The 24,456-nt window shown below is 67.8% G+C and carries 21 protein-coding genes; 8 read left to right on the top strand and 13 right to left on the bottom strand.

The genetic code is table 11. From position 1 onward, the window contains the following. Window positions 1–30: 30 nt before the first annotated feature. From LRH25_RS19500 to LRH25_RS19480, 5 genes are all read right to left on the bottom strand, one after another. Window positions 31–1,674 carry an ABC transporter ATP-binding protein gene (locus LRH25_RS19500; protein WP_141284224.1) on the bottom strand — a complete coding sequence of 548 codons (1,644 nt, stop codon included), beginning with the start codon at window positions 1,672–1,674 and terminating at the stop codon, window positions 31–33. A gap of 8 nt (window positions 1,675–1,682) precedes the next feature. Next, window positions 1,683–2,570 carry an ABC transporter permease gene (locus LRH25_RS19495; RefSeq protein ID WP_141284222.1) on the bottom strand — a complete coding sequence of 296 codons (888 nt, stop codon included), beginning with the start codon at window positions 2,568–2,570 and terminating at the stop codon, window positions 1,683–1,685. After that, window positions 2,567–3,523: an ABC transporter permease gene (locus LRH25_RS19490; protein WP_141284221.1), complete on the bottom strand. Its 957-nt coding sequence runs from the start codon at window positions 3,521–3,523 to the stop codon at window positions 2,567–2,569. Before LRH25_RS19490 ends, LRH25_RS19495 begins: the two co-directional genes overlap by 4 nt. Window positions 3,524–3,546: 23 nt before the next feature. Next, window positions 3,547–5,064: an ABC transporter substrate-binding protein gene (locus tag LRH25_RS19485; protein WP_141284260.1), complete on the bottom strand. Its 1,518-nt coding sequence runs from the start codon at window positions 5,062–5,064 to the stop codon at window positions 3,547–3,549. Between the two features lie 162 nt (window positions 5,065–5,226). Then, complete coding sequence (locus tag LRH25_RS19480) at window positions 5,227–6,510, bottom strand: NAD(P)/FAD-dependent oxidoreductase (RefSeq protein ID WP_141284220.1); 1,284 nt, start codon at window positions 6,508–6,510, stop codon at window positions 5,227–5,229. A gap of 330 nt (window positions 6,511–6,840) precedes the next feature. On the opposite strand from LRH25_RS19480, the gene LRH25_RS19475 reads away from it, so the two are divergent. The 5 genes from LRH25_RS19475 to LRH25_RS19455 all read left to right on the top strand — a co-directional run bounded on the left by LRH25_RS19475 (window position 6,841) and on the right by LRH25_RS19455 (window position 11,587). Further along, window positions 6,841–7,713 carry a GNAT family N-acetyltransferase gene (locus LRH25_RS19475; protein ID WP_231011981.1) on the top strand — a complete coding sequence of 291 codons (873 nt, stop codon included), beginning with the start codon at window positions 6,841–6,843 and terminating at the stop codon, window positions 7,711–7,713. 129 nt (window positions 7,714–7,842) lie between these two features. Continuing rightward, window positions 7,843–9,255 (top strand): aspartate aminotransferase family protein, encoded by a 1,413-nt coding sequence (locus tag LRH25_RS19470; RefSeq protein WP_141284218.1) that lies wholly within the window; start codon window positions 7,843–7,845, stop codon window positions 9,253–9,255. 76 nt (window positions 9,256–9,331) lie between these two features. Beyond that, window positions 9,332–9,832 carry an Lrp/AsnC family transcriptional regulator gene (locus LRH25_RS19465; RefSeq protein WP_141284217.1) on the top strand — a complete coding sequence of 167 codons (501 nt, stop codon included), beginning with the start codon at window positions 9,332–9,334 and terminating at the stop codon, window positions 9,830–9,832. 125 nt (window positions 9,833–9,957) lie between these two features. After that, window positions 9,958–10,380, top strand: a complete 423-nt coding sequence (locus LRH25_RS19460) for a helix-turn-helix transcriptional regulator (RefSeq protein ID WP_141284216.1) — start codon at window positions 9,958–9,960, stop codon at window positions 10,378–10,380. Between the two features lie 19 nt (window positions 10,381–10,399). Beyond that, window positions 10,400–11,587, top strand: a complete 1,188-nt coding sequence (locus tag LRH25_RS19455; RefSeq protein ID WP_141284215.1) for an amidohydrolase — start codon at window positions 10,400–10,402, stop codon at window positions 11,585–11,587. Window positions 11,588–11,630: 43 nt separating this feature from the next. Here the strand turns inward: LRH25_RS19455 and LRH25_RS19450 are convergent, their stop codons facing one another. From LRH25_RS19450 to LRH25_RS19435, 4 genes are all read right to left on the bottom strand, one after another. Continuing rightward, the gene (locus LRH25_RS19450) at window positions 11,631–12,137 is read right to left on the bottom strand and encodes an RES family NAD+ phosphorylase (protein ID WP_141284214.1); all 507 of its coding nucleotides are present in this window, start codon (window positions 12,135–12,137) and stop codon (window positions 11,631–11,633) included. Then, window positions 12,134–12,730, bottom strand: a complete 597-nt coding sequence (locus LRH25_RS19445) for an Xre family toxin-antitoxin system antitoxin (protein ID WP_141284213.1) — start codon at window positions 12,728–12,730, stop codon at window positions 12,134–12,136. Before LRH25_RS19445 ends, LRH25_RS19450 begins: the two co-directional genes overlap by 4 nt. Before the next feature lie 227 nt (window positions 12,731–12,957). Beyond that, on the bottom strand, window positions 12,958–13,929 hold the full coding sequence (locus LRH25_RS19440) for an ornithine cyclodeaminase family protein (RefSeq protein WP_141284211.1): 972 nt from the start codon (window positions 13,927–13,929) through the stop codon (window positions 12,958–12,960). A gap of 47 nt (window positions 13,930–13,976) precedes the next feature. After that, window positions 13,977–15,110, bottom strand: a complete 1,134-nt coding sequence (locus LRH25_RS19435; RefSeq protein ID WP_141284209.1) for a DSD1 family PLP-dependent enzyme — start codon at window positions 15,108–15,110, stop codon at window positions 13,977–13,979. A 107-nt stretch (window positions 15,111–15,217) separates the two neighbouring features. Here LRH25_RS19435 and LRH25_RS19430 point away from each other — a divergent pair, with 107 nt between their 5' ends. Next, window positions 15,218–16,135, top strand: a complete 918-nt coding sequence (locus LRH25_RS19430) for a LysR substrate-binding domain-containing protein (RefSeq protein ID WP_141284207.1) — start codon at window positions 15,218–15,220, stop codon at window positions 16,133–16,135. A gap of 15 nt (window positions 16,136–16,150) precedes the next feature. Here the strand turns inward: LRH25_RS19430 and LRH25_RS19425 are convergent, their stop codons facing one another. The 4 genes from LRH25_RS19425 to LRH25_RS19410 form a co-directional block, all read right to left on the bottom strand. Then, window positions 16,151–17,476, bottom strand: a complete 1,326-nt coding sequence (locus LRH25_RS19425) for an NAD(P)/FAD-dependent oxidoreductase (protein ID WP_231011978.1) — start codon at window positions 17,474–17,476, stop codon at window positions 16,151–16,153. 14 nt (window positions 17,477–17,490) lie between these two features. Beyond that, window positions 17,491–17,844 carry a cupin domain-containing protein gene (locus tag LRH25_RS19420; protein ID WP_141287476.1) on the bottom strand — a complete coding sequence of 118 codons (354 nt, stop codon included), beginning with the start codon at window positions 17,842–17,844 and terminating at the stop codon, window positions 17,491–17,493. A gap of 227 nt (window positions 17,845–18,071) precedes the next feature. After that, on the bottom strand, window positions 18,072–20,213 hold the full coding sequence (locus tag LRH25_RS19415; RefSeq protein ID WP_141287479.1) for a TonB-dependent siderophore receptor: 2,142 nt from the start codon (window positions 20,211–20,213) through the stop codon (window positions 18,072–18,074). A 432-nt stretch (window positions 20,214–20,645) separates the two neighbouring features. Then, the gene (locus LRH25_RS19410) at window positions 20,646–22,130 is read right to left on the bottom strand and encodes an NAD-dependent succinate-semialdehyde dehydrogenase (protein ID WP_141287477.1); all 1,485 of its coding nucleotides are present in this window, start codon (window positions 22,128–22,130) and stop codon (window positions 20,646–20,648) included. A gap of 142 nt (window positions 22,131–22,272) precedes the next feature. Here LRH25_RS19410 and LRH25_RS19405 point away from each other — a divergent pair, with 142 nt between their 5' ends. Continuing rightward, window positions 22,273–23,466 (top strand): GNAT family N-acetyltransferase, encoded by a 1,194-nt coding sequence (locus LRH25_RS19405; RefSeq protein ID WP_310733317.1) that lies wholly within the window; start codon window positions 22,273–22,275, stop codon window positions 23,464–23,466. Further along, window positions 23,466–24,401 carry a 2-hydroxyacid dehydrogenase gene (locus LRH25_RS19400; protein WP_141287481.1) on the top strand — a complete coding sequence of 312 codons (936 nt, stop codon included), beginning with the start codon at window positions 23,466–23,468 and terminating at the stop codon, window positions 24,399–24,401. The genes LRH25_RS19405 and LRH25_RS19400 overlap by 1 nt, the downstream gene beginning before the upstream one ends. The last annotated feature ends 55 nt before the right edge of the window (window positions 24,402–24,456 follow it).

Below are 24,456 nucleotides of genomic sequence, written 5' to 3'. Positions count from 1 at the left end.
GCCGCAACTTGCTGCGGCCGCCGCCGCCCCTCAAACAGCCAGCTCGGGCGCGTCCGTTGCCGGCAGCTCGTCCAGCCAGCCGGTACGCAATTCCGGAACCGAGCGCGACAGCAATTCGTAGTACGGGTGATGCGGCCCGCGCGCATAGTCCGCGCGCGCGATCTGCGTGAGCTTGCGGCCGCCTTGCATCACCACGATCTCATCGCACACGGCACGCACCGTGTGCATGTCGTGGCTGATGAACAGGAAGGACACGCCCAGCGTGCGGCGCAGGTCGGCGATCAGTTCCAGGATGGCGGCACCCACCACGGTGTCGAGCGCAGAGGTGACCTCGTCGCAAAGAATCAGGTCCGGCTTGGCGGCCAGTGCGCGGGCCAGGCTGACGCGTTGCTTCTGGCCGCCAGACAGGCCGCTGGGCCGGCGCTGACGCAGGGACTGCGGGAGCTTCACGAGATCGAGCAATTCGCCAATGCGCGCCTGCAGCGGCGCGCCACGCAGGCCATGGAAGAACTGCAGCGGCCGCGCCAGGATCGCCTCTATCGTGTGCGCGGGATTGAGCGCGGTGTCGGCCATCTGGAACACGATCTGGATGCGCCGCAGCTCGTCCTTCCGCCGATTGGCCAGCGTGGGCGCCAGGTAGCTGCCGTTGAACAGGATGCTGCCGCCGGAGGGCTTCACCAGCCCCGCGATGGCGCGCGCCAGCGTGGTCTTGCCGGAGCCCGATTCGCCGATCACGCCGATGGCCTGCCCACGATGCAGGCGCAGCTGGATGTCCTGCAGGATAGGCACCTGGTGCCTGCCGGCAGCGTCGAGCGGCCCGTAGCCTGCGGCCAGGTCACGCACCTCGAGCAGCAGCTCGGTTTCGCCGCGCGCAGGCGCGACTTCCTGCACTTCGGGCCGGGCTGCCGCCAGCAGGCGACGGGTGTAGTCGTCCTGCGGAGCAGTGATGACGCGGTTCGTGCCGCCCCACTCCCGCATGCGGCCCTCGCGCAGCACGAGGATGTGGTCGGCCATCTGCGCCACCACCGCGAGGTCGTGGCTCACGTAGACGGCCGTGGCTCGCCGCTCACGGACCACGCGCCGGAAGGCCCGCAGCACTTCGATCTGCGTGGTGACGTCGAGCGCCGTGGTGGGCTCGTCCAGGATGATCAGGTCAGGGTCCGTGATCAGCGCCATCGCCGCCATGATGCGCTGCAGCTGGCCGCCGGAGACCTGATGCGGGTAGCGCTCGCCAATGTGATCCGGGTCGGGCAAGGCCAGCTCATGGAACAGCGCGAGCGCCTTGGCCTTTGCCGCCGCAGGCGACATGAGGCCGTGGATGCGCGCCGGCTCTGTCACCTGGTCGATCAGCGTGCGCGATGGGTCGAAGGACTGGGCCGCGCTCTGCGCCACATAGGCCACCGTGCGGCCGCGCAGGCGGCGCTGTCCCTCGCCATCGAGCGACAGGACGTCCACGCCACCGATGTCGACCGTCCCTGCGGCAATGCGGCATCCCTCGCGGGCATAGCCCATCAGCGCCAGCGCGGTGGTGGTCTTGCCGGAGCCGGACTCGCCGATCAGGGCCAGCACCTCGCCCGGCTTCACCGCGAAGCTGAGGTCGTGGACGATCACCTGCCCGGCATCGCCCTCGCCCGCGACGATGCGCAGGCCCTGCACTGAAACGGAAGCTCCCATGTTTTCGCTCACTCCGACCGGCGGTGCGAGCCGCCCAAGGCGTCGATCGCGAGGTTGACGGCAATGGTCAGGCTGGCAATGGCCAGGGCCGGGGCGATGATGGCCGGCGCCGCCTCGGACAGGCCACCGATGTTCTCGCGCACCAGCGAGCCCCAGTCCGCGTCAGGCGGCTGAATGCCCACGCCCAGGAAACTCATGCCGGCCAGCAGCAGCACCACGTAGACAAAACGCAGCCCCAGGTCGGACAGCATGGGCCCGGCGATGTTGGGCAGGATCTCGCGGCGCATCACGTACCAGGTTCCCTCGCCCCGCGTGCGGGCCACGGTGACGTAGTCCATCGCGCCGATGTTGACCGCCAGCGCCCGCGCGATGCGGTAGGCGCCCGGCGCGTAGACGATGGCGGCGATCAGCACCAGCATGGACACGGACGCTCCGAACGCCGCGACCATCAGCAGCGCGAACATCTTGCTCGGGACCGAGACCAGGGTGTCGAGCGAGCGGCTGATCAGGGCGTCGATCATGCCGCCCCGGGCAGCCGCCAGCAGCGCCAGCGTGGTACCGGCAACGCTGGCGCACAGCGTGGCAGCCAGCGCCACGCCCACCGTGTAGCGCGCGCCCTCGACGATGCGGCTGAGCACGTCGCGCCCCAGGTAGTCGGTGCCCAGCCAATGGGCGCCCCCCATCGGCGCGAAGACCGCGGCGTCGCTCATGTCGCCCGAGTCCGCCGCCAGCATCCATGGGCCGAACACGGCCGCCGCCATCCACAGAAAGATGACGGCCAGGCCGATCACGCCGGCAGCAGGAATGCGCCAATGCCGCTCGGGCGGCGTGCCGGCGGCGGCGGCCGCGGCGGACTGCAAGCAGGCGGCTGGAGCGGGACTCGAGGGCTTGTTCATGGGTGGCGCAGGCGGGGATTGGAGAGGATGCCGAAGATGTCGGCCGCGGTCACCAGCATCAGGTAGGCGGCGCAGAACAGCATGGCGCATGCCTGCACCAGCGGCATGTCGCGCTGGGTCACGCCTTCGATCATCAGCTTGGCCACGCCGGGATAGTTGAAGATGGTCTCGACGATGATCACTCCGCCCAGCAGGTACGACAGGCTCAGCGCGACCGCGTTGGCGATCGGGCCGACGGCGTTGGGCAGCGCGTGCGCCAGCACCATGCGGCTGCGCCTGGCGCCCTTGAGCAGCACCATTTCGATGTAGGGCGCACGCAGCTGGTCGATGACGGCAGCGCGCGTCATCCGCATCATCTGCGCCACGATCACGCAGCACAGGCAGAGAACGGGGAGTGCATACGCCTTGAGCAGTTGCCCCACCGACGCGATGTCGTTCACATACGAGAGGGCCGGGAGCCATTTCAGCTCCACGGCGAAGACCAGCACGGCCAGGGTCGCGACCAGGAACTCCGGCACCGACACCACCGCGACGGCGCCGACGGTCACGACGCGATCAAACCACGTTCCCCGCCAGACCGCGGAAGCGATGCCCAGGCCGAGCGCCAGCGGCACCGAGATGGCCGCGGTGATGAGCGCCAGCAGCAGCGAATTGGGCAGGCGCTCGCCGATCATCTCGGCCACACCTTGCCCGCTGACCAGCGACTGGCCCGGTGCGCCCTTGAGCATGCCCAGCAACCAGTGCCCATACCGCTCGGGCCCGGACTGCGTCAGCCCCATCTCCAGGCGCAGGGCGGCCAGCGTCTCGGGCGTGGCCTCCTGCCCTAGCTGCTGCTGCGCGGCGTCGCCAGGCAGCAGCACGGTGATCGCGAAGACGATGACCGAGACCGCGAGCAAGGACAGCAGCGCCGTGCCGACTCGCTGGGCAATGAGGCGGGCGAGGAGGAGATTCATGATGCGCACGAGGCCTGAAGCCCTCAGGCCGCGAGCCAGAGGTGCTCGGCGAACGCGGTGCCCATCATCCCGCCAAGCGGCATGGGCACGAAGCCGCGCACCTTGGACGAGTGAGCGTCCAGGCTGGAGATGAACAGCGGAATGCCCACGCCACCCTGCTCGTGCACCAGCACCTGCATGTCGCCGTACAGGCTCTTGCGCCTGGCCTCGTCTGCCTCGCCGCGCGCCGCCAGCAGAAGCTGGTCGAACTGCTCGCTCTTCCAGCCGGACTCGTTCCAGGTCGCGTCGGACTTGAAGAACTGCGTGAAGAGGATGTCCGCCGTTGCACGCGGGTTGGTGTTGCCAAAGCCGATGGGGCTCTTCATCCAATGGTTCGACCAGTAGCCGTCGGCCGGCATGCGCTTGACCTCGAGATTCAGGCCGATCTGGCGCGCCGTCTGCTGCAGCACCAGCGCCATCTCGACCGAATAGGTGGCCGCAGGAGACGCGACGATGGGAATGGCGCCGCTGCCCAGGCCGGACTTGCGCAAGTGGAACTTCGCCTTGTCGAGGTCGAACGCGCGCTGCGGCAGCGCGGCGTTGAAATAGCGGTTGGTCGGGTCGATGGGCTGGTCGTTGCCGATGGCCGCGTTGCCCAAGGCGATCGACTTGCGCATCTGCTCCCGATTGAACAGGTGCTTCATCGCCAGCACGAAATCCGGATTGCTGCCCGGTCCATTGTCCCGGCGCATGACCAGGTCGCTGTACTGCCCCGACGGCGCGACGAACACGCCGTAGCCAGGCGTCTGGCCGATGCGCTGGCTGGAACGCGGATCGACGGCAGCCACGAGGTCCAGGCCGCCCGACAGCAAGGCGTTGACGCGAGCCGATTCGTCGCCGATGCCGACATATTCGATCTCGTCGAGGTACGGGCGATCAGGCCGCCAGTACGACTCGTTGCGCACCGCCAGCGAGCGACCGCCCGGCTTGAATTCCTTGCACTTGAACGGTCCTGTGCCGATGCCCTTGCTGAAGTCGGTCGTGCCATCGGGCACGACCTTGAAATGGTAGGTGCCAAGAATGGCCGGGAAGTCGGCGTTCGCGGTCTTCAGCCGGACCTGCACTTCGTTCGGCCCGCTCTGGCGCACTTCTTCGATCTCGTCGGCAAGCGTCTTCGCGCGCGACGCGACCGCGGGATCCTTGTGGCGGTTCAGCGAGAACACGACGTCGGCCGGCGTCAGTGCCCTGCCGTCGTGGAACTGCACACCCTTGCGCAGCTTGAAGGTCCACAGCGTGGCCTTCTGGTGCGAGAACGATTCCGCCAGGGCGGGCTGCGCGACGAGCGCGTTGTCCAGCACCGTCAGGCCGTTGTAGAACATGTTGCACCGGATGTAGTCCGACTGGCTTGCCTGTCGTGCTGGATCCAGCGTGTCGTTGATCGACGAAGACGCTCCTGCGACGCGCAGTCGTCCGCCGCGCCGCGGCGTCTCGGCCTGAGCCGTGGTGGCCCACCCAGCAGCCGTGGTCGCCAGCGCCACCTGCATGCCGCCGCCCATCAGCATCGCCAGCAGGTCCCGGCGCGTCGCGCCACGCCGGAGGGCGTCGAGCAGGCGCGAACTGTCTTCGGAACCGATCAGGTCCTGCGGCGGAGCAATGGGCTTGTTCACGATGCGATTTCCTTCGACTGATTTCAGGTCAACGATTCGTCAGGTCGGCCGCGCGCGTCAGCGCAGCGCGTCCTTCAGCTTGAAATAGGCACCCACCAACGGCAGGAACCACGGCGGCCCGAAGTGCCCCGGGATGGCCGGCCACGCCAGGTCGCGCCACGGGTTGGCAGCGGAATCGCCCGCCATCACGTCGGCCATGCACTGCCCCATGTGCACGGACATCTGCGTGCCGTGCCCGCTGTAGCCCATCGCGTAGTACAGACCCCGATGCTCGCCGGCGTGCGGCAGCCGGTCGCGGCTCATGTCGACCATGCCGCCCCAGCAGTAGTCGATGCGCGTCTTCGACAGTTGCGGGAACACCCAGGTCATGGCCTCGCGCAGGATGTGGCCACTCTTCGCGTCCGAGTTGGGGCTGGACATCGCAAAGCGCGCACGGCCGCCGAAGACGAGCCGATCATCGGGCGTGAGGCGGAAATAGTTGTGGATGTGCGCTGCCGTTGTGTAAGTGCGGATGCCCGGCAGAATGCGACGCGCGAGTTCATGCCCCAGCGGCTCGGTCACGATGATGAAGCTGCCGATCGGCACGATCCGACGGCGCCAGAAGCCGAACGACGGATAGCTGCCATGCATCGTGGCACCGGTGGCGACCAGCACCTGATCGGCCTCGACCACGCCACGGTCCGTGTGCAGCCTGTGCACCTGCCCGCGCACCCGCTCCAGGCGGCGCACTTCGGTCTGCGCATGCAACTCGGCACCATGACGCTCTGCCGCTTGCGCGAGGCCAGCGCCGAAGCGACCCATGTGCATCTGCGCGCTGCGCTTTTGCAGCAGCCCGCCCACGAAGCGCTCGCTCTGGATCTCGTCGCGGATCGCTGCGGCATCCAGCAACTCGACGTCGCAATCCACTTCGCGGTGCAGGCGGTCGAAGCCTCTGGCCAGGGTGTCGTAATCGGAAGCGCGTGCGGCCAATTTGAGCTTGCCGTTCCGCAGGAAATTGCAATCGATGCGCTCTTCCCGCACGATGCGTGCCACCGAGTCGACCGCTGCGTCGTAGGCGCGATACCAGGCGCTCGCGCGCTCGGTGCCGACGCTTGCCGCCAGCGTGGCGTAGTCGACAGCGAGCCCGTTGTTGACATGGCCACCGTTGCGCCCCGAAGCCTCGCCCGCCATCGCGCCGGCCTCCAGCACCACCACGCGCGCGCCGCGCCTGCCAAGGGCCACCGCTGCGGACAGGCCCGTGAAGCCGCCACCCACGATCGCCACGTCGGCGCGCGCGGGCAAGGGCTTTTCCAGCACGGAATGCGCGGTTGCGGTGGCCGTCCAGTAGGAGTCCAGCTTCATGCGTTGGGAAGATGTGGTTGAGGGTCTGGCAACGAAGAAATTGGAGCACGCAGCCCGTAGGAGGTTGTGGCGATTGCCGCAGCGAGCCAGGTGAAAACTGCTGAATGTGACGGCCCGCTCGGCATGCTGTGCATGCGCGTCCCCCGAACGGCGCACCGCGCACCAAGATGCCCCGCAGAACATGCTGAGGCACCTTTTTGATGCTCTCCGCGAGTCCGGGCAGCATTTCGTGCCGTGGTCCTTCTGCCAGCGTGGGCGCCAAGAATCTCCTAGATTCCTGTCACCCGTTGTGCGAGAAACCATGCTCAATGAAAAATGCGGGAGTTCTTCTTGTCGCTGCGCACATTCCCATCGCCCGCGGTCGCTGACGGCGTCCTGATGCGGCCGCTTCACGTCGACGACCTGGATGCGGCGCACGCCCTGTCCGTCGAAGTGCAGTGGCCACATCGCTCCATGGACTGGCACATCGCGTCCACGCTCGGGCAGGGATTCGTCGCCGAGCGCGACGGCCAGGTCATCGGCACCGGCATGCGCTGGAAGTGGGGCGAGCGCCACGCGACGCTTGGCATGATCATCGTCACGCAGCGGTACCAGGGTCAGCGCATCGGAACGCGCATCATGCAGACCCTGCTCGAGGGCCTCGAGGACCGTGATGTCTCGCTGCACGCGACCACAGAGGGGCTGGGCCTCTACGAGCGCTCGGGCTTCGTCAGCACTGGAGACGTGCGCCAGCACCAGGGGATCGCCTCCCCGGCGCCGCTGATGAGCTTCCTGCCCGGCGAGCGGCTGCGCCCTGCGGGCCGCAACGACCCTCCGAGGCTGGCAGCACTTGACCTGCAAGCGATGGGCATGCCGCGCGAGCGCGCCTTGCGGATGCTGCTGGATCAAGGTGAGATCGTCGTGCTGGATCGGGACATGGAGGCGGTCGGCTTTGCCGTCATGCGTCGTTTCGGCCGGGGCTTGGTGATCGGGCCGGTCATCGCGCCCGATCTGCACGGCGCCAAGGCGCTGATCGCCCACTTCACGCGGCTCGCTGCAGGCAAGTTCCTGCGCGTGGACGTGCGGGCGAACGGGGAACTGATCGAGTGGGTCGAAGGCTTGGGCCTGCGGCGGGTGGCCATGGCCATCCCCATGACCAAAGGCGCAGTGGCGGCCTCCGGTGCCATCCGGTCATTTGCCCTGCTGAGCCAGTCGCTCGGCTGAGGCCGCAAGGCACGATCTGCCGCCGCTGTCGCCATAACGATTTCCTCCAGCGGTTTTCCCGCGCATTGCCGCAGCACAAGCTGCGGTGGTCGACCTACGATCCTTGCATCCCTTCAAAAGGCGTGCAGCATGTCGGCCCTCGCTTCCAGTTCCCACCTGTCCCTTCCCCAAACCAGCGCCCTTGAGCTCGATCGCGAGCACCTGATCCACCCTGTTTCGTCCTGGCGTGCACACGAGAAGCGAGGTGCCACGCTGCTGCAATCCGGCAAGGGCGCCTGGTTGCGAGACACCGAAGGACACGAACTGCTGGACGCGTTCGCGGGCCTGTGGTGCGTGAACGCCGGCTACGGACAGGAATCGGTCGTGCAGGCCGCGACCGAGCAGATGCGCAAGCTGCCGTATGCCACCGGGTACTTTCATTTCGGCAGCGAACCCGCTGCGCGCCTGGCGGCCAAGCTGGTCGACCTCGCGCCACCGTCGCTCCAGCACGTGTACTTCACGCTGAGCGGCTCCGACGCGGTCGAGGCCGCCGTGAGGCTCATCGCGCAGTACAACCATGCCCGCGGCCAGACGCAGCGCCGGCACTTCATTTCGCTGGAGCGCGGCTACCACGGCTCGTCGTTCTTCGGCGCGGGCCTCACGGCGCTGCCGGCCTTCCATCGCGGCTTCGGCCTGCCACTGCCGGAACAGCACTACATCGCCTCGCCATACGCCTACCGCAGTGCGGTGGGCAGCGATCCGCTGGCCATCATCAGCGCATCCGTGGCGGAACTGCGCGCCACGGTGCAGCAGATCGGCCAGGACAAGGTGGCCGCCTTCTTCTGCGAGCCGGTGCAGGGCTCGGGCGGCGTGATCGTGCCGCCCGAGGGCTGGCTCAAGGCCATGCGCCAGGCATGCCGCGAACTGGGCATCCTCTTCGTGGCCGACGAGGTCATCACGGGCTTCGGCAGGACGGGGCCGATGTTCGCCTGCGAGGCCGAGGGGGTGGACCCGGACATGATGACGATGGCCAAGGGGCTGACCTCGGGCTACGTGCCCATGGGCGCGATGCTGATGTCCGACGAGATCTACCAGACCATCGCCGACGGCGCGCCCGCGGGCGTGCCGATCGGCCACGGCACGACCTACTCGGCACACCCGGTCAGCGCGGCGGTGGGCCTCGAAGTCATCCGGCTCTATGAAGAAGGCGGCCTGCTGGCCAACGGGCAAGCCATGGCGCCGCATTTCGCGCGCGTCCTGGCCAACCTGGCCGACCACCCGCTGGTGGGCGAGGCCCGCCAGCGAGGCCTGCTCGGCGCACTGGAACTGGTCAGCAACAAGCAGACGAAGGCGCGATTCGATCCTGCGCTGGGCCTTGCCGACCGGGTCTTCGCAACCGGCTATCGCAACGGGCTGGTGTTCCGGTCCTTCGGCGACAACATCCTCGGTTTCGCACCGGCGCTGTGCTTCACGGCCGAAGAGTTCGAACTGATGGCGGCACGGCTGCGCAAGACGCTGGACGATGTGCTGGATTTCGCGGACGTGCGGCGCGCGACAGCATGAAATGCTGCGAGAGGCAGGCAGGCTTATTGCTTAGTGACCTTGGACGCGCTCCTCTCCCCGCATAACCGGTGCCCCCATGACGACTGCAGCGAATCCCAAGCTTGATCGCCTTGATCTCCGGATCCTCTGCCAGCTCCAGCAGAACGGCCGCATCACGAACGTGGACCTGGCGGACGCCGTGGGCCTCTCGCCGAGCCCCTGCCTGATCCGCGTCAAGCGCCTGGAGCAGGCTGGCTACATCGCCGGCTACGGTGCCAACGTCCGCCTGGAGAAGCTGAGCGACACCCTCACCGTGTTCACCGAAGTCACGCTGGCCGATCACCGGCGCGAAGACTTCGTGCGCTTCGAGTCCAGCATCCGCAGCGTGCCCGAGATCCTCGAGTGCCACCTGGTCAGCGGCGGCTACGACTACATGCTCAAGTTCACGACGCGCGGCGTCAACCACTACCAGACGCTGATCGAGGGCCTGCTCGAGCGCAACATCGGGATCGAGAAGTATTTCAGCTTCATCGTCATCAAGTCGCCGTTCGTCAAGAACCACTACCCGATACAGCAGCTGCTCACCATGGACGAATGAGGCATGAGGCCGCCGGCACGGGCTCGGCATTGACTGCTGCGGCCGCCTGAGAAACAGCAGATTCGCCGCATCGCGCCCCCCGACGTTCAGCACATGTCGCCGTCCGAAAAAATTAAGCTTTGCGGATGTCCGACCTGCCGCTCTTCTCGCCCTCACCTCCGCCCGCCGAACCTCTGCCGGCGACCATTGCGCGGACATTGACCTACATCGCAGGCCATCTCGGTCAGCCGCTGTTGCTGGCGGAACTTGCCGCTGTCGCCGGCCTCAGCGTCTGGCGCTTCGCCACTGTGTTCCGCCAGACCATGGGCATCTCGCCGCACCAGTATGTCTGCGCACGCCGTGTCGACCAGGCCGAGTTGCTACTGCGCCAAGGCATGGCTGCAGCCAAGGTGGCCAGCGAGACCGGCTTCTACGACCAGAGCCACCTTGCCCGCCATTTCAAGAGTGCGCGCGGCCTCACGCCCGGCCAGTTCCAGGGGCTCAGCGCCCGCCGCCTGCCCGCCATGGCTGGCGGCGCTGCGGATGGCGATGCCCGCCACGCCTGCTGATCGCAGCGAGAGACCCACCATGCCACTGCAAGCAAATGACTTCCCCGCGATCGCGGACCTGATGCCGGAACTGGTGGCGATGCGCCGTGACCTGCACGCCCACCCGGAGCTGGCCTACGAAGAACGCCGCACGGCCGGCATCGTCGCCCAGGCACTGCGCCTCTTGGGCATAGAGGTCGCCGAAGGCATCGGGGGAACCGGTGTCGTGGGGACGCTGCGATGCGGAGACGGCCCCCGGACGGTCGGGCTGCGGGCGGACATGGACGCCCTGCCGATGACGGAACTCGGGCGCGCGCCCCACGCCAGCCGGCATGCCGGCGCGCACCATGGCTGCGGCCACGATGGCCATACCAGCATGCTCATCGGTGCCGCCCGCCAGCTGGCGCGCACCCGGCGCTTCGACGGCACGGTGCACTTCATCTTCCAGCCGGCGGAAGAGGGCAAAGGGGGCGCACGCCGCATGATCGAGGACGGCCTGTTCGACCGATTTCCTTGCGACAGCGTCTATGCGCTGCACAACTGGCCCGACCTGCCGCTCGGCACCGCACAGACCCGTGCCGGCCCCATCATGGCCGCTGCCGACCGCTTCGACATCACTGTTCGCGGCAAGGGCGGCCACGCAGCGCTGCCGCACCACACGCCGGATGCGATCCTGGCCGCAAGCCAGTTGGTCGGCCAGCTCAACACCATCGTCGCGCGCCGCATCGACCCGAACGAGTCCGCGGTCCTGTCCGTCACGCGCATCGCCGGCGGCCAGAGCCACAACGTGCTGCCCGCGGAGGTCGGCATCACCGGCACGGTGCGGAGTTTCGACCCGGCGACACAGGATCGCATCGAAGCCGCATTGCGCGCCGCGGCGGCCGGCCTGGCCGTGGCGCACGGCATCGAAGTCGACGTGAACTACGACCGCTACTACCCCGCCACCGTCAACTCACCCGCGCAGGCGGAGATCGCCCTGGCGGCTGCGCGCGCCGTTGGCCTGCAGGCAGACATGGCACCGCGCGGCGCCTTCACGTCCGAGGACTTCGCCTTCATGCTGCAAAACAAGCCCGGCGCCTACCTCTGGCTGGGCCAGGGACGCCCCGACCCGGGAGCCGAAGGCGAGCGCCCGCTGCACCACCCCTGCTACGACTTCAACGACGCAGCCTTGCCGCTGGGCGTTGCGTGGCTGTGCGAGGTGGCAGCGCGCGCGCTAGCGACAGCCTGACTGTCGGTTTTCGTTCGGGTCTGAAACCAGAGCCGTTGATGCGTCAGGGCTTGGCACGCAGGCGCGGGTCAAGGGCGAAGCGCTCGAACTGGATGTCGGTCACCAGGGGCAGCGCCGTCGCGACGTTGACAAGCAGATTCCACGAGTGCCCGCTCACGGCACTGGGCAGCAGCACGAACGGGTGGGCGTCGATCAACTGGTCGCCAAACTCCTGCTGGTCCTTGTTCGGGGGAATCGGGTGGAGCCAGTGCGGATTGGGCACGTGGCCCGGCTGCACGACACGGACCAGAGCCGGATCGGTGACAGTGAACGAGATGAGGTTGTGGGCGACGGTGTTCAGCACTTTGAAACCCTTGTGCACGGCCACCTCCAGGATGGCGGTGGCCGGGTCCAGGGCCGCATAGATCACGTGCTTGCCGATCGAATTCCAGCGGCCGCCGTGCGTAGCCGAGCCGATGCCGGAGTTCCAGGTGGCGGCATAGCGCGCATCCTGGAGCGTCCACCCTGCGAGGGTGCCGGTGCCGCCCAGGGACGCCGGCAGCGGGATCAAGCGTAGACCCCGTACTTCATTCGCTGCAGCAAGGTCTTGACGGCTTCGGCACCCGGCGAAGTGCTCAGCAGATCGATCGGCTTCCTGAACTCCAGACCCATCGCCTCGGTGTTCAGCCACTCGTTGGCGGCCTCCGCGCTGCCAAGCACCTCTTCTGCCATCGCGCGCACAGACTCGAGCCGGTAGATCCCGTCCGTCGTGCGCGCATCCAACAGCTTGTCTGGATCGGACTTGATGCGGTGGGCGGTTCGCGCGCTCACGCCAATGGCCTTCAGGATGGCATCGGTGGGCAGGGTATCCAACTTGGTTTCCCATATGCTGGTCAGCGCCCGGCCTGACACGCCCTTCATCACCATATCGTGGGCCATGACTCTGGAGCCCTCGAAAGCGTCGATGAACCCATCGAACACCTGGACGTTTCGCGCAGGCTTTCGGCCCGTGAGGATCTTCACGTTCGCGGCCTTCTTGCCTCGGACCCCATGGACCTTCATATCCGCAGTGGTGAGCGCATCTTCCGCGAGGGTTGCTGCTGCGGCAGTCTGGGAGGCGCCCTTCTTGGGCTTGGCGGTCGAATGTTCGCTGGACGACTTCATGCTGCTGCTCCTGCCATTTGGCAAACATCATACGCCACATGGCAAACCGCATGCCGCAGGCGAGGTTCAGTCTTCACCGAAACGAACTGCCAAAGTTCAGTATTGAGTGAAACACAGGCTCAAATTGCTGCGAGCCGCTTCAGCCCAAGGTGCTGTCGGCCTGCCTCAGGCCCCGACACCTCGTGAGAGAAGCGACGCTGACCCGCAAGCGCGCGCGATGCATCCGCTCACCAAGCCCAGGGCAGCCGCGTCCCTTGCCCGGTGGCCAATGCGGCCCGTTGAAGTTGCCGAGCCACGGTCAGGTCCTGCAAGGCCAGGCCGGTCATGTCGAAGACCGTGATGTCGGCGGGTTCGCGTTGCAGCGCCGCCTTGCCGCAGAGGAGGTCGCCCAGTTCGATGCAAGCGGCTTCGGGTAGCCACTGGCACTCACCAATCTGCCTCGCCTGGGCCAGGTCGTCCACGACGATGCGGGCGCGCGCCAGCAAGCCATCAGGCAGTTCCCGTTTGCCGCGGGTGTCCGCACCGACGCAGTTCAGGTGGGTGCCTGGCTGCACCGCGCTGACGTCAAACAAGACCTCGCGGCCAGGGGTGGCGGTGATGATCAGGTGGCTGCTGGCGACCGCCGCATTGCTGTCCGCCGCCAGCGAGATCGCACAGCGACCGGCGAACACCGCCTCGAACGCCGGGTCGCGCCTGCCGTCGCGCGTCACGTAGCGCACCTGCGTGATGCCGGGCAGCGTGTCCAGTGCGAAGTCCAGTTGGACACGCGCCTGCACCCCCGTGCCGAAGACGCAGGCCGAGGCCGTGTCGGGGCGCGCCAGCAGGCGCAGTCCCAGCGCGCCAGCGGCACCGGTTCGCGCGGTGGTGATGGCGTTGCCGTCGATGATGCAGGTGGGCCGGCCTGTGCCAGGGTCGATGAGGACCACCGTGGCCTGGTGCGGCTCGCCACCCACGGCGCGGTTGGCAGGCCAGAAGCCCGCTGCCTTGAAGCCGAGCAGGCCTTGGGACGGCACGTCGCCCGACTTGATGCCGAAGACACCGCCGGTGGGCAGCGCTTCGCGCACCACTGGGAAGACGCGGCCGAGCCGGTCGCTATGAAGCTCGAACGACTCCTGCACGGCCGCCAGCACGGCGTCCTTGGACAACAAGGCCTCCACGTGGTGCTTGTCGAGCAGGAGCAAGGTGGCGTCGCAGGGCATGGCGGTGGGCTTTCCGGAATCGAGTGGGACCTTGCGCAGGAACCGCGTCACCAGCCGTGCAGCCGGCTCCAGGGCTCGACCTGCGCGTTCTCGGAGAGCGCCTGATAGGCGGGGTACTGCGCCCCGGTCGCGCAAGCATGGTTGGGCAGGATGCGCAGCAGCGTACCGATGGGTAAGCGTTCGGCGATGTTCGGGTCGCGCTCGCCTTCGCGCGAAAGAATGCCGTGCTCCTGGTTGGCACCCGTGAGCAGATAGCCGGGCAGCACGGTCCCATCCAGGGTGCATGCCTGGCCGTAGCCGTAGTCCTTCTTCTGCTTCTGCGTGCCGCGGTCGCGGCTCATGGCCATCCAGCCTGCATCCACGATGGCCCAGCCCTTCTCCACCTGGTGGCCGATCACGGTGGCGAGCACGCTCAACGCGAGCTCGTCGGTGCTGCAAGCCCCCGCGTTTGCCATCACCAGGTCGAAGAACACATAGACGCCCGCGCGCACCTCGGTCACGCCTTCCAGATGGCGGGCGGCCAGCGCGGTCGGCGTGGAGCCGACGCTCACGATGGGGCAGCTGAAGCCGGCCGCGCGCAGCCTCTCGGCGGCATGCACACACCCCGCCCGCTCCTGTTCGGCCATGGCCTGCTGGGCGGCCGGCGTGTCGAGGTCATAACTGGAGCCGGCGTGGGTCAGCACGCCTGCGATCCGCATCCCGCCGTCCGCCAGGGCCGTCGCAACCTCCAGCAGGGCCGGCTCGTCGGGCTTGATGCCTGACCGATGTCCGTCGGTGTCGATCTCGATCAGCACGTCGAAGACTTCGCCGCGTTCGCGCCCGAAGTCCGCGATGGCGCGCGCGGAGTCGGCGTTGTCGGTGAGGATCCTGAGGTCACAGCCGCGGCGGCGCAGCGCGAGGGCCTGCGGCAGCTTGCGGGCGGTCATGCCGACGGCATAGAGGATGTCCGAGACGCCTTCGGAGAAGAAAAACTCCGCTTCCTTGAGTGTGGAGACGGTGATGCCCTTGGCGCCTGCGGCGAGCTGGGCCCGGACGACGGGCATGGACTTGCTGGTCTTCACGTGCGGACGGAAGGCCACGCCGAGTTCGTCCATGCGGCGCTGCATGCGCTCGATGTTGCGCTGCATGCGGCGGATGTCGATGACGGCGGCGGGCGTGTCGAGGTCGCTGAGATGGGCCATGCGAGTGGGCGCGTGCAACGCGGCTGATGTCGGGGACAACTTGACTCTATTGAGTTTTTGATAAGCCACGCTTAATCTTCAAATCATCAATCTTTCACTTCAATTGAATGATCCAGATCGATGACCTGCGCCTTGCCGCGACGCTGGCTGCCTCGCCTTCCCTCAGCGCGGCGGCACGCGCCCTGAACGTCACGCCGCCGGCCTTGTCGATGCGCCTGCGCAAGCTGGAGGCGGGACTGGGCATGGTGCTGGCCCTGCGCGACGCGCGCCAACTGCGCCTCACGCCCGAAGGCGAGAACTTCGCCCGCGAGGCCGCCGCCCTGCTCAAGCAGATCGAGGACCTGCCGGCACGCTTCCGCATCGACGATGGCCGGCTCACCGGCGTGCTTCGGCTGGCAGCACCCTTCGGCTATGGCCGGTGCCGCATCGCGCCCTTGATCGGCCAGTTCTCGCAGGCGCATCCCGAGCTGCAAGTCCATCTCACGCTGGGCGAGGCGCCATGGCCGGAGCGCAACGACGTGGACGCCATCGTCCACATCGGCCGGCTGCGAGACTCCTCCTGGGTCGCGCACAAGCTGGCGTCGAACGAGCGCTGGCTGTGCGCCAGTCCGGCCTACCTGGATCGCCACGGCGTCCCGTCGACGCCGCAGGACCTGCTGCGCCATCGATGCATCTGCATCCGCGAGAACGACGAGGATGCGACGCTGTGGCACTTCCACCGCCCCGCCGGCGATCCCTCCGGACGGCCTGCGGCGCGGGAGACGCTTCGCGTGCCGCAAGCCTTGCTCACCAACGACGGCACGGTGGCGCGTGGCTGGGCCGAGCAGGGACTGGGGCTGGTGTTGCGCTCGGAATGGGACGTGGCAGAGGCGATGGCCCGTGGCACGCTGGTGCGCCTGCTGCCCGACTGGCGGCTGGACAGCGCGGACGTCGTGCTGCTGCTGCCTTCGCGCAAGGGACGCCCGGCCCGACTGCAGGCGCTGCTGGCCTTCCTGACGCAGGCGCTGCGTCCCGAGGGCAACTGAGCGGTGATGTGGCCGCTAGAAATCTGCCACCTTGCCCCAGGCCGATGACCGGAAGCGGTCGGGGTGATACGGCGTCGGGTCGACCAGCGGCACACTGCCGCTGACGACATCGGCGATGAGGTGGCCCGCGCCGGGGCCAATGCCGAAGCCATGGCCACTGAAGCCGGCGGCCAGCACCAGGCCGGGCAAGGTCGCCGTCTCGCCAATGCCGGGCACGCCATCGGGCGTGCTGTCCACATAGCCGGCCCAGGCCGCGGTCATCGCACGCTCCTTGAGTGCCGGCACCAACTCGACGGCGCGCTGCAGCGTGAGGCGAACCAGGGCCTGGTCCGGCGCGGGATCGAGGATGCGCAGGCGCTCCATCGGCGTGGGCTTGTCGAGCTGCCAGCGCCCCAGCCCTTCCCGGCCGGAGCTCATGCCGTCCAGCCGGCCGGGCGCCAGGTTGCGCCAGCGCCGCAGGAACATCGGCAGGAACTGCGGCGCAAAGCGGAAGAATTGCGGGGTGAGGTCGACGCGGCCGCGGCCGCTCACCGCCAGCGTGTAGCCGCCGTCGCTGCGGCGCGTCATGCTCACGCCGGCGGTGTGCAGCGTGTCGGGCAGCTCGCTGGCACCCGGCGCCACGGACAGCACCGTCTGGCGGATGGTGGCCTGGGGAAAGCGGATGCCGACCTGGCGGCAGAACGACGAGGCCCAGGCGCCGCCCGCGAGCACGGCGATGCGGGTTCGAATCGTGCCCTTCTCCGTGACGACGGCCGACAGCCTGCCGCCTTCGGTCTCGACCCCACGCGCGGCACACGCCTGGTGGACCGTTCCGCCATGGCGCATGACGGCTCGCGCCACCGCCGGGGCGGCGCGCGACGGGTCGGCGATGCCATCGGTGGGCGAGAACACCCCACCGCGCCAGGCCTTGCCGGTGACGCGCCCGTGCTGCGCGGCCTGGTCGGCACTGAGCATCTGGGTCTTCACGCCGACGGTGCGCGCGAACTCACCCCAGCGCGCCCAGCCGGCCAGCTCGGACTCGTCGTTGCTCAGATAAAGCAGGCCGCAGCGGCGGAAACCGGTGTCTTCGCCCTCGTCCACTGCGAAGCGCTCCCAGAGATCGAGGCTCTTCGTCGCCATCGGCAGCTCGCGCTCGTCGCGGTTCTGCTGGCGGCACCAGCCCCAGTTGCGGCTGGACTGCTCGCCTGCGATGCGACCCTTTTCGAGCAGCGCCACCTTCAATCCGCGGCGGGCCAGGTAGTAGGCCGTGAACGAGCCGATGATGCCGCCGCCGATGACGACCACGTCGGCGGCAGCGGGCAGGTCGGGCGTGGTCTCGACCAGGGTGAGCGGAGCAGGCATCGTCTGTTTCCCGCTCAGGCCGCGACCCACACCTTGCGCACCGTCTCGAGAGTGCGCCAGGTGCCCACGTAGCCCGGCTTCATGATGAAGCAGTCGCCTGCACGGTAGGTGACCGGCGCATGGCCGTCCTCGGTGATCTCCGCCACGCCGGAGAGGATCAGGCAGAACTCCCAGGTCTCGCCCTTGATCGAGCGGTTCATGCCGACCGTGGACTCGAAAACGCCCGCGCGGACCTGGCCGTCCTTGGCGCTGTCGATGTCCCAGTTGCGGCACACGATGTCGCCCTCCAACACCCGATCTGCGGGCGGACGGTATTCGCGTGGCTCGCCGAGCTTGGCGAAGTCGAAGTTGACGAGCAGTCTGGACATGGAGAGATGTGGCGGCTGAGTGGAACAGGTACGCAAAGATGCTAGGGCCAGGGCCTCTTCTTTGGTGCCGAAGGCGCCCCTCGCAAAGGACACAAACGTGCGATTCACGCCCGGGCCGCAGCGCAATCTGCCGGTGGATTTCGTGGGCCGCAGGGGAGCGATGAGACGGGTGTGCGGGAGGGCTCTCGCGGGGAAGGCGCCCCGTCCAGACGGGGCGCCGGTACGCGTCAGAACTTGTATTGCACGGTGGCCGTGACGGTGCGCGTGCTGCCAGGGTAGACCCAGGCCTGGCTATACGAGCTCGCGTAGTACACCTTGTCGAACAGGTTGTCGACGTTGATCGACAGCTTGAGGTGCCGGTTGAAATCGTACGAGGACATCAGCTTGAAGGTGGTGTAGGCAGGCAGCTTGAAGTCATCGCTCGCCACCGTCGGCGCCACCGCGCCTTCGCGCTCGCCCACGTAGTTGATGCCGCCGCCCAGCGACGCGGCGTGTCCGTCCGCGAGGAAGGTACTCACCAGCAACAGGTTGGCGCTGTTGCGCGGCACGTTGGCCGACTGGCGTCCGACGAGGAAGCTGTTGTTGTCGCGGGTCACCTTCGCGTCAGTGAAGGCGTAGGCCGCGGACAGGCGCAAGCCGGAGACGATCTGGCCCGACACGTCGAACTCGACACCCTTGCTCTCGACTTCACCCGCGGCGACGGAGAAGTTGTTCGGATCGGCCGGGTCTGGCGTGAGCACGTTGTTCTTCGTGATCTTGTAGAGCGCCAGCGTGCTGGTGATGCCGGTTTCCGCCGAGTCGTACTTGGCACCGACTTCGTACGACTTGCCCTTCTCCGCCGGGAAGGACGTGAAGTCGCTCTTGACGCCGCTGTTCGGGCGGAAGCTCTTGGAGGCCGTGGCGTACAGGGAAATGGTCTTGGTCGGCTGGAAGACGAGGCCGGCGCGCGGGGTGGTCGCGGTCAGCGTCTGGCTGACCCTGGTGCCGGCGATGTGGTTGTCCAGCGACTGGTCGTAGGAATCGCGGCGCGCGCCCAGCATCAGCTTCCACTGCGCGCTCAGGTCGATCTGATCCTGCAGGTAGAAGGCCTTCGAACGCTGGTGTTCCTTCGTGTCGGTATTCTTGGTCATGGCGCTGGACACGTTGCCATAGACCGGCTCGTAGATGTCGATGTTGCCGGCGTTGGCCAGTCGGTACTGGAGCCGGTTGTCGGTGAAGGAGTAGGCGTCGATGCCGACCAGGAAATTGTTGACGACCGGGCCCGTCGGGACCTTGCCCAGCAGTTCCAGGCGGCCGGAAAGATCCGTGGCCGAGTTGTCACGTGTGCGGTGTTGGCGAACCAGCGTGCGCCCGTCGGCCTGCAGGAAACGCGCTTCGGTCGAGGCGCCGTTGATCGAGCTCTCCCGGTAGCTCACGCCCGACTGAACGGACCAGTCGTCGTTGAAGTAGTGCTGCACGAAGAGCTGCTGGCCAGTCGTCTTGATGGTCGTCTTGCCGTCGCCGGGCTCGCCGTAGAAGCTCGAAGGCGACACCAGGCCCAGCTTGCCGTTGACTGCGACCACGCCGCGGTCGAACGTTGCGCGCTGCTTGGAGAGCTCCAGCTCATAGGAGATCGTCGTGTCCGACGACGGCACCCAGATGAACGACGGCGAGATCATGTAGCGGTCGAAGCCGACATCGTTGCGGTAGCTGTCGCCGCGCTCGCCAGCCGCATTGAGTCGATAGGCGACTTCCTCGCCGATCGGGCCGGTCACGTCCGCGGTCAGGCGACGCGTGTTGTGGCTGCCGGCGGAGAGGCTGACGGTCTGCGACGGCTGGAACAGCGGCTTCTTGGTCGTGATGTTGACCGTTCCACCCGGCTCGCCGCGTCCGTAGAGCGCGGAGGCCGGGCCCTTGAGGATCTCGACCGTGGCCGTGTTGGCCGAGTCGCGCACGCCGTTGTAGCCGCGGCTGTAGTTGAAGCCGTTGACCATGTAGTCCGAGCCGAAGTTCGGGTCACCCGTGAAGCCGCGCATCGAGTAGCTGTCCCACAGACCACCGAGGTTGCTCTGCTTGGAGATGCCGCTGGTGAGTTCGAGCGCGTCGGCCATCTTGGTCGCGCCCACGTCCTGCAGCAGGTCGGAGGTCAGGACGCGCACGCTCTGCGGCAGGTCCTTGAGCAGCGTGTCGGTCTTGGTGGCCCCGGTCGCCGACAGGTTGCGGTACGGCTGCTTGACGGCCGAGATCGTCACGGACGTGACCGGGACATCGGCGGGCTGGCTGGCAGCGGCTGCCGGCGCGGCAGCAGCATCCTGCGCACTGGCAGATCCGCAACAGGCCAGGAGCGCGGCAGCAGGCACTGCAGCGAGAGCGAAGCGTCGATTGTTCATCACGTGGGTACTCCTCAGGGTCGTTGATCTGAAAACCGAACGGCACGGCAGCATCACCTGGCTCGCACAGGCGTGACCGCTCCCGGCCTGCGTCCGGGTGGACACAGGCCTTGAAACAGGAAAGGGGCTGGAATCGACCGCGACTCAGCGTCGGGCAAGGTACGTGAAGCGCCGCCTTCGGCCACTGCCGGCCGGGTGGGGGACGCTGGCCGCATCGAGACGCAGGGAGCGAGCGGGGACAGGGGGATGGGCCATGTCGAAATTATGAAATCACGCTGCGCGCAGAGTCTGCTGTTGAGGCTCGGGCAGCCACAATCTCGTGTCTTTCGGTGGCTTGCGGCGAGCTGTCGCTGCCGAAAAACGCGCCGTGGTGCGGGTCGGCCGAGCATGGTGCAATGAACGCACCGGCACGGTGAGCACCGCGCGCGCCTCCTACCCCAGTCCGCCTTGGCAGACGTACTTGGTCTGCATGTAGTCATCGAGGCCGTAGCGCGAGCCCTCCCGGCCGTAGCCGGACTCCTTGACGCCCCCGAAAGGGGCAGCCTCCGCGGCCAGCGCACCTTCGTTGATGCCGACGATGCCGCTCTGCAAGGCCTCGGCGACGCGCCAGGCTCGCGCGATGTCTCGCGTGTAGAAATACGCCGCCAGGCCGAACGGCGTGCCGTTGGCCAGCGTGAGCACCTGCGCTTCATCGGTGAAGCTGGAGATGGGCACGACCGGCCCGAAGGTCTCCTCGCGCGCGCACGCCATGTCTGCGGTCACGCCGGTGAGCACGGTCGGCGCGAAGTAATTCGGGCTCGCCCAGGCGCCGCCCGTCAGGCGCTCGCCGCCCAGCACCACTCGCGCGCCCTTCTCGACGGCATCGTCAACATGCCGTGCGATCTTGTCCACGGCCCGCCCGTTGATCATGGGCCCGACCTGGGATTCGGATGCCGACGCGGGTCCGACGCACAGGGCAGCCACCCGGCGGGTCAACAGCTCGACGAAGCGGTCATGGACACCGGCTTGAACGTAGACGCGGTTCGGGCACACGCAGGTCTGGCCGCCATTGCGGAACTTGGCGGCCATGAGCCCGGCCACGGCTGCGTCCAGGTCGGCGTCGTCGAACACGATGAAGGGCGCGTTGCCGCCCAGTTCCAGCGAGAGCTTCTTCAGCGTCGCGGCGGATTCGCGCGCCAGGTGCTTGCCGATCGGCGTCGACCCGGTGAACGTGATCTTGCGCACACGGTCATCGGCGAGCCACACATCGACGACTTCCGGCGTTCTCTCGCGCGACGCCGTGACCACGTTGACCACACCGGCCGGAATGCCCGCCTGCTCTGCCAGCGCAGCCAGGGCCAGCGAGGTCAGCGGCGTATCCTCCGCGGGCTTGGCCACCACGGTGCATCCGGCCGCGAGCGCGGGCGCGATCTTGCGCGCGATCATGGCCGCAGGAAAGTTCCAGGGCGTGATCGCGGCAACAACACCTACCGGCTCCTTCAACACCAGCATCTTGCGGCCGCGCACCGGCTCGGGAATGAGGTCGCCGTAGGTGCGGGTCGCCTCCTCGGCGAACCATTCCACGTAGCTGGCCGCATAGGCGATCTCGCCGCGCCCTTCCGCCAGCGGCTTGCCTTGCTCGCGCGACACCAGCCGACCCAGGTCGTCCTGGTGCGCCAGGATCAGGGCATGCCAGCGCTTGAGGAGTTGCGCCCGGTCACGTGCGCTTCGCGCGCGCCAGGCCGCAAACGCCTGGTGCGCAGCGTCCACCGCGGCAGCGGCGTCGATGGCATTGCTGTCAGGCACCCGGGCGAATGCGAGCCCGGTGGCCGGATCGCTGACATCGAAGGCGGCGCCGCTCGCCGACTCGGACCAACGTCCGTCGATCAGGTTGGCGGAGCGCAGCAGCGAGGGGTCTTGAAGCGTGAGCAGGGACATCTTGGTTTGGAATCAGGGTTGCGGGACGAGGTCGGCGATGGCAGGTCCCCTCTCGGTGGTGGACGGCGCGCCCCCAGGTCGCGCGTGCGCGGCCCGGAATGAGGGCGATCTTGTGGGAGGCTCATTCGACGATCCTGTTCGATTGAAGCAGGATCGTGCAGCAGCGTCGTCGGCCCTCGGTCTGCGCAAGACACGCGATCTGCCGTTCTGGCGCACCGCGACAGCACGGCCTGCCAAGCCCGCGCCCAGCGGTCTTCGGAGCCGGCCGACGGAAGCCCGTGCGCGGCGCCACGGCTCGGCAGATGGTTTCGAGCGCACCGCATTCGGCAGCAGCGCCCCGTCGTTGAGCCGCCGCCCACAGAACATGCTGTCGAATTTCGTCCGCGGTCTGTTTCGATGCCAATTGCCAGCGCGCGCGCTCCACAATTCGGCCGTCATGAACAGCAATTCGGAGCGCGCGGTGGCGCAGACAACTGGCGCGGCCGACCCCGAGGTCGACACCGTTCACCTGCGGCCCTTCACTCCGGCCGATCTCGAAGCGGCGCATGCGCTCTCGATGGAAGTGCAGTGGCCGCATCGTCCTGAAGACTGGCGTTTCGTCGCCGCGCTGGGCGCGGGCGTGGTTGCGGAATGCAGGGGCCAACTGGTCGGCACGGCCCACTGCTGGAAGTGGCCGGATCGCCGTGCCACGCTCGGCATGGTGATCGTGGCACCGCCCATGCAGGGGCGCCGCATCGGCGCGCAGATGATGCGCGCGCTGCTGGATGACCTGGCGCAGTTCGACGTCTCGCTGCATGCCACGGCCGAGGGCCGGGCACTCTATGAACGGCTCGGATTCGTCGCCCTCGGGGAAGTGCGACAGCACCAGGGAACGGCACGTCCGGCCCCTCTTGCCGCCATGACACCGGGACTGCGGTTACGACCGCTGGGCCGGGCCGACGTGGACAGGCTCGTGGCGCTAGACGCCGCCGCCAGCGGGATGGCACGCGGCGAAGCGGTTCGCGCGCTGATCGCGGATGCCCAAGGCATCGTGCTCGACCGGGATGGCGAGCCCGTCGGCTTCTCTTTGTTGCGGCGGTTCGGACGCGGATACGCGATCGGCCCCGTGGTCGCGCCGGATGCCTCCGGGGCGCGGGCCTTGATCGCGCACTGGACGAGCCAATGCGCCGGCAGGTTCCTGCGCATCGACGTCGAGGCCGGCAGCGGTCTCGGCGATTGGCTGGAGGACCAGGGCCTGAATCGCGCGGGCAGCGTCGAGATGATGACGCGCGGCACGCCGCCCAGGCGCGGCCCCGCCTCTGGCCTGTACGCCCTGATCAACCAGGCGCTGGGATGATGGCCAGGCCGGCGTTCCTGTACAAGTCCGATCCGGCTCGCGGCGCGATCTGGAAACAATGCTTCGAGGAGAACCTCCCGGGCATCGAGTTTCGCCAGTGGCCCGAGGTCGGCAACCCCGCCGAGGTCAGGTTCCTGGCCGCCTGGGAGCCACCGCCGGACCTGGCCAGCCGCTTCCCCGCGCTGGAAGTGCTGTTCTCGGTTGGCGCCGGTATCGACCAGTTCGATCTGGCGGAGCTGCCGCCCACGCTGCACGTCGTTCGCATGATCGAGCCGGGCATCGTGGCCGGGATGGTGGAGTACGTCACGCTGGCCGTGCTGGCTTTGCATCGCGACCTGCCGGCCTACCTCGAGCAGCAGCGCGCCGCGCTTTGGCAAGCCCGGCCCCGCCTGCCCGCAAGCCGTCGCCGCGTCCGCGTGCTCGGCCTCGGATCTCTCGGGCGCGCAGTCCTTTCAGCGCTGGGCAACTTCGGCTTCGACTGCGCCGGCTGGAGCCGCTCACAGCGTGCCATCGAGGGCGTGAAATGCCTCTCTGGCACCGAAGGGCTGACGGCGCTTGTCGCGCAGACCGACATCCTGATCTGCCTGCTGCCGCTGACTGCACAGACCCGGGGAATGATCAACGCCTCCCTGCTGGCGAAGCTGCCTCGCGGTGCAGCCTTCGTGAATGCCGGCAGAGGCGGTCATGTGGTCGACAACGACTTGATCCATGCACTGGACAGCGGCCATCTGCGCGCGGCCGTCCTGGACGTCTGCGAACCCGAGCCGCCCGCGCCGGACCACCCTTTTTGGCATCACCCGAAGATCTGGATGACGCCGCATGTGGCCAGCGAAACGCAGGCGCTGACCTCAGCGGAAGCGGTCATGAAAAACCTGAGGCGCCATGAGAATGGGCAGCCCATGGACGGGCTGGTGGATCGCATTCGGGGCTATTGATTCCGCATTGCGCGCGCTCTTGATAGCCTGAGAACGAGCCGGCTGCGGAGACATC

Source organism: Ideonella azotifigens (genome assembly GCF_021043325.1).
In the GTDB taxonomy this organism is placed as follows: Bacteria; Pseudomonadota; Gammaproteobacteria; order Burkholderiales; family Burkholderiaceae_C; genus Ideonella; species Ideonella azotifigens.
The sequence above is the reverse complement of the archived record's forward strand: the minus strand, read 5'-3'. Positions and strand labels throughout refer to the sequence as shown.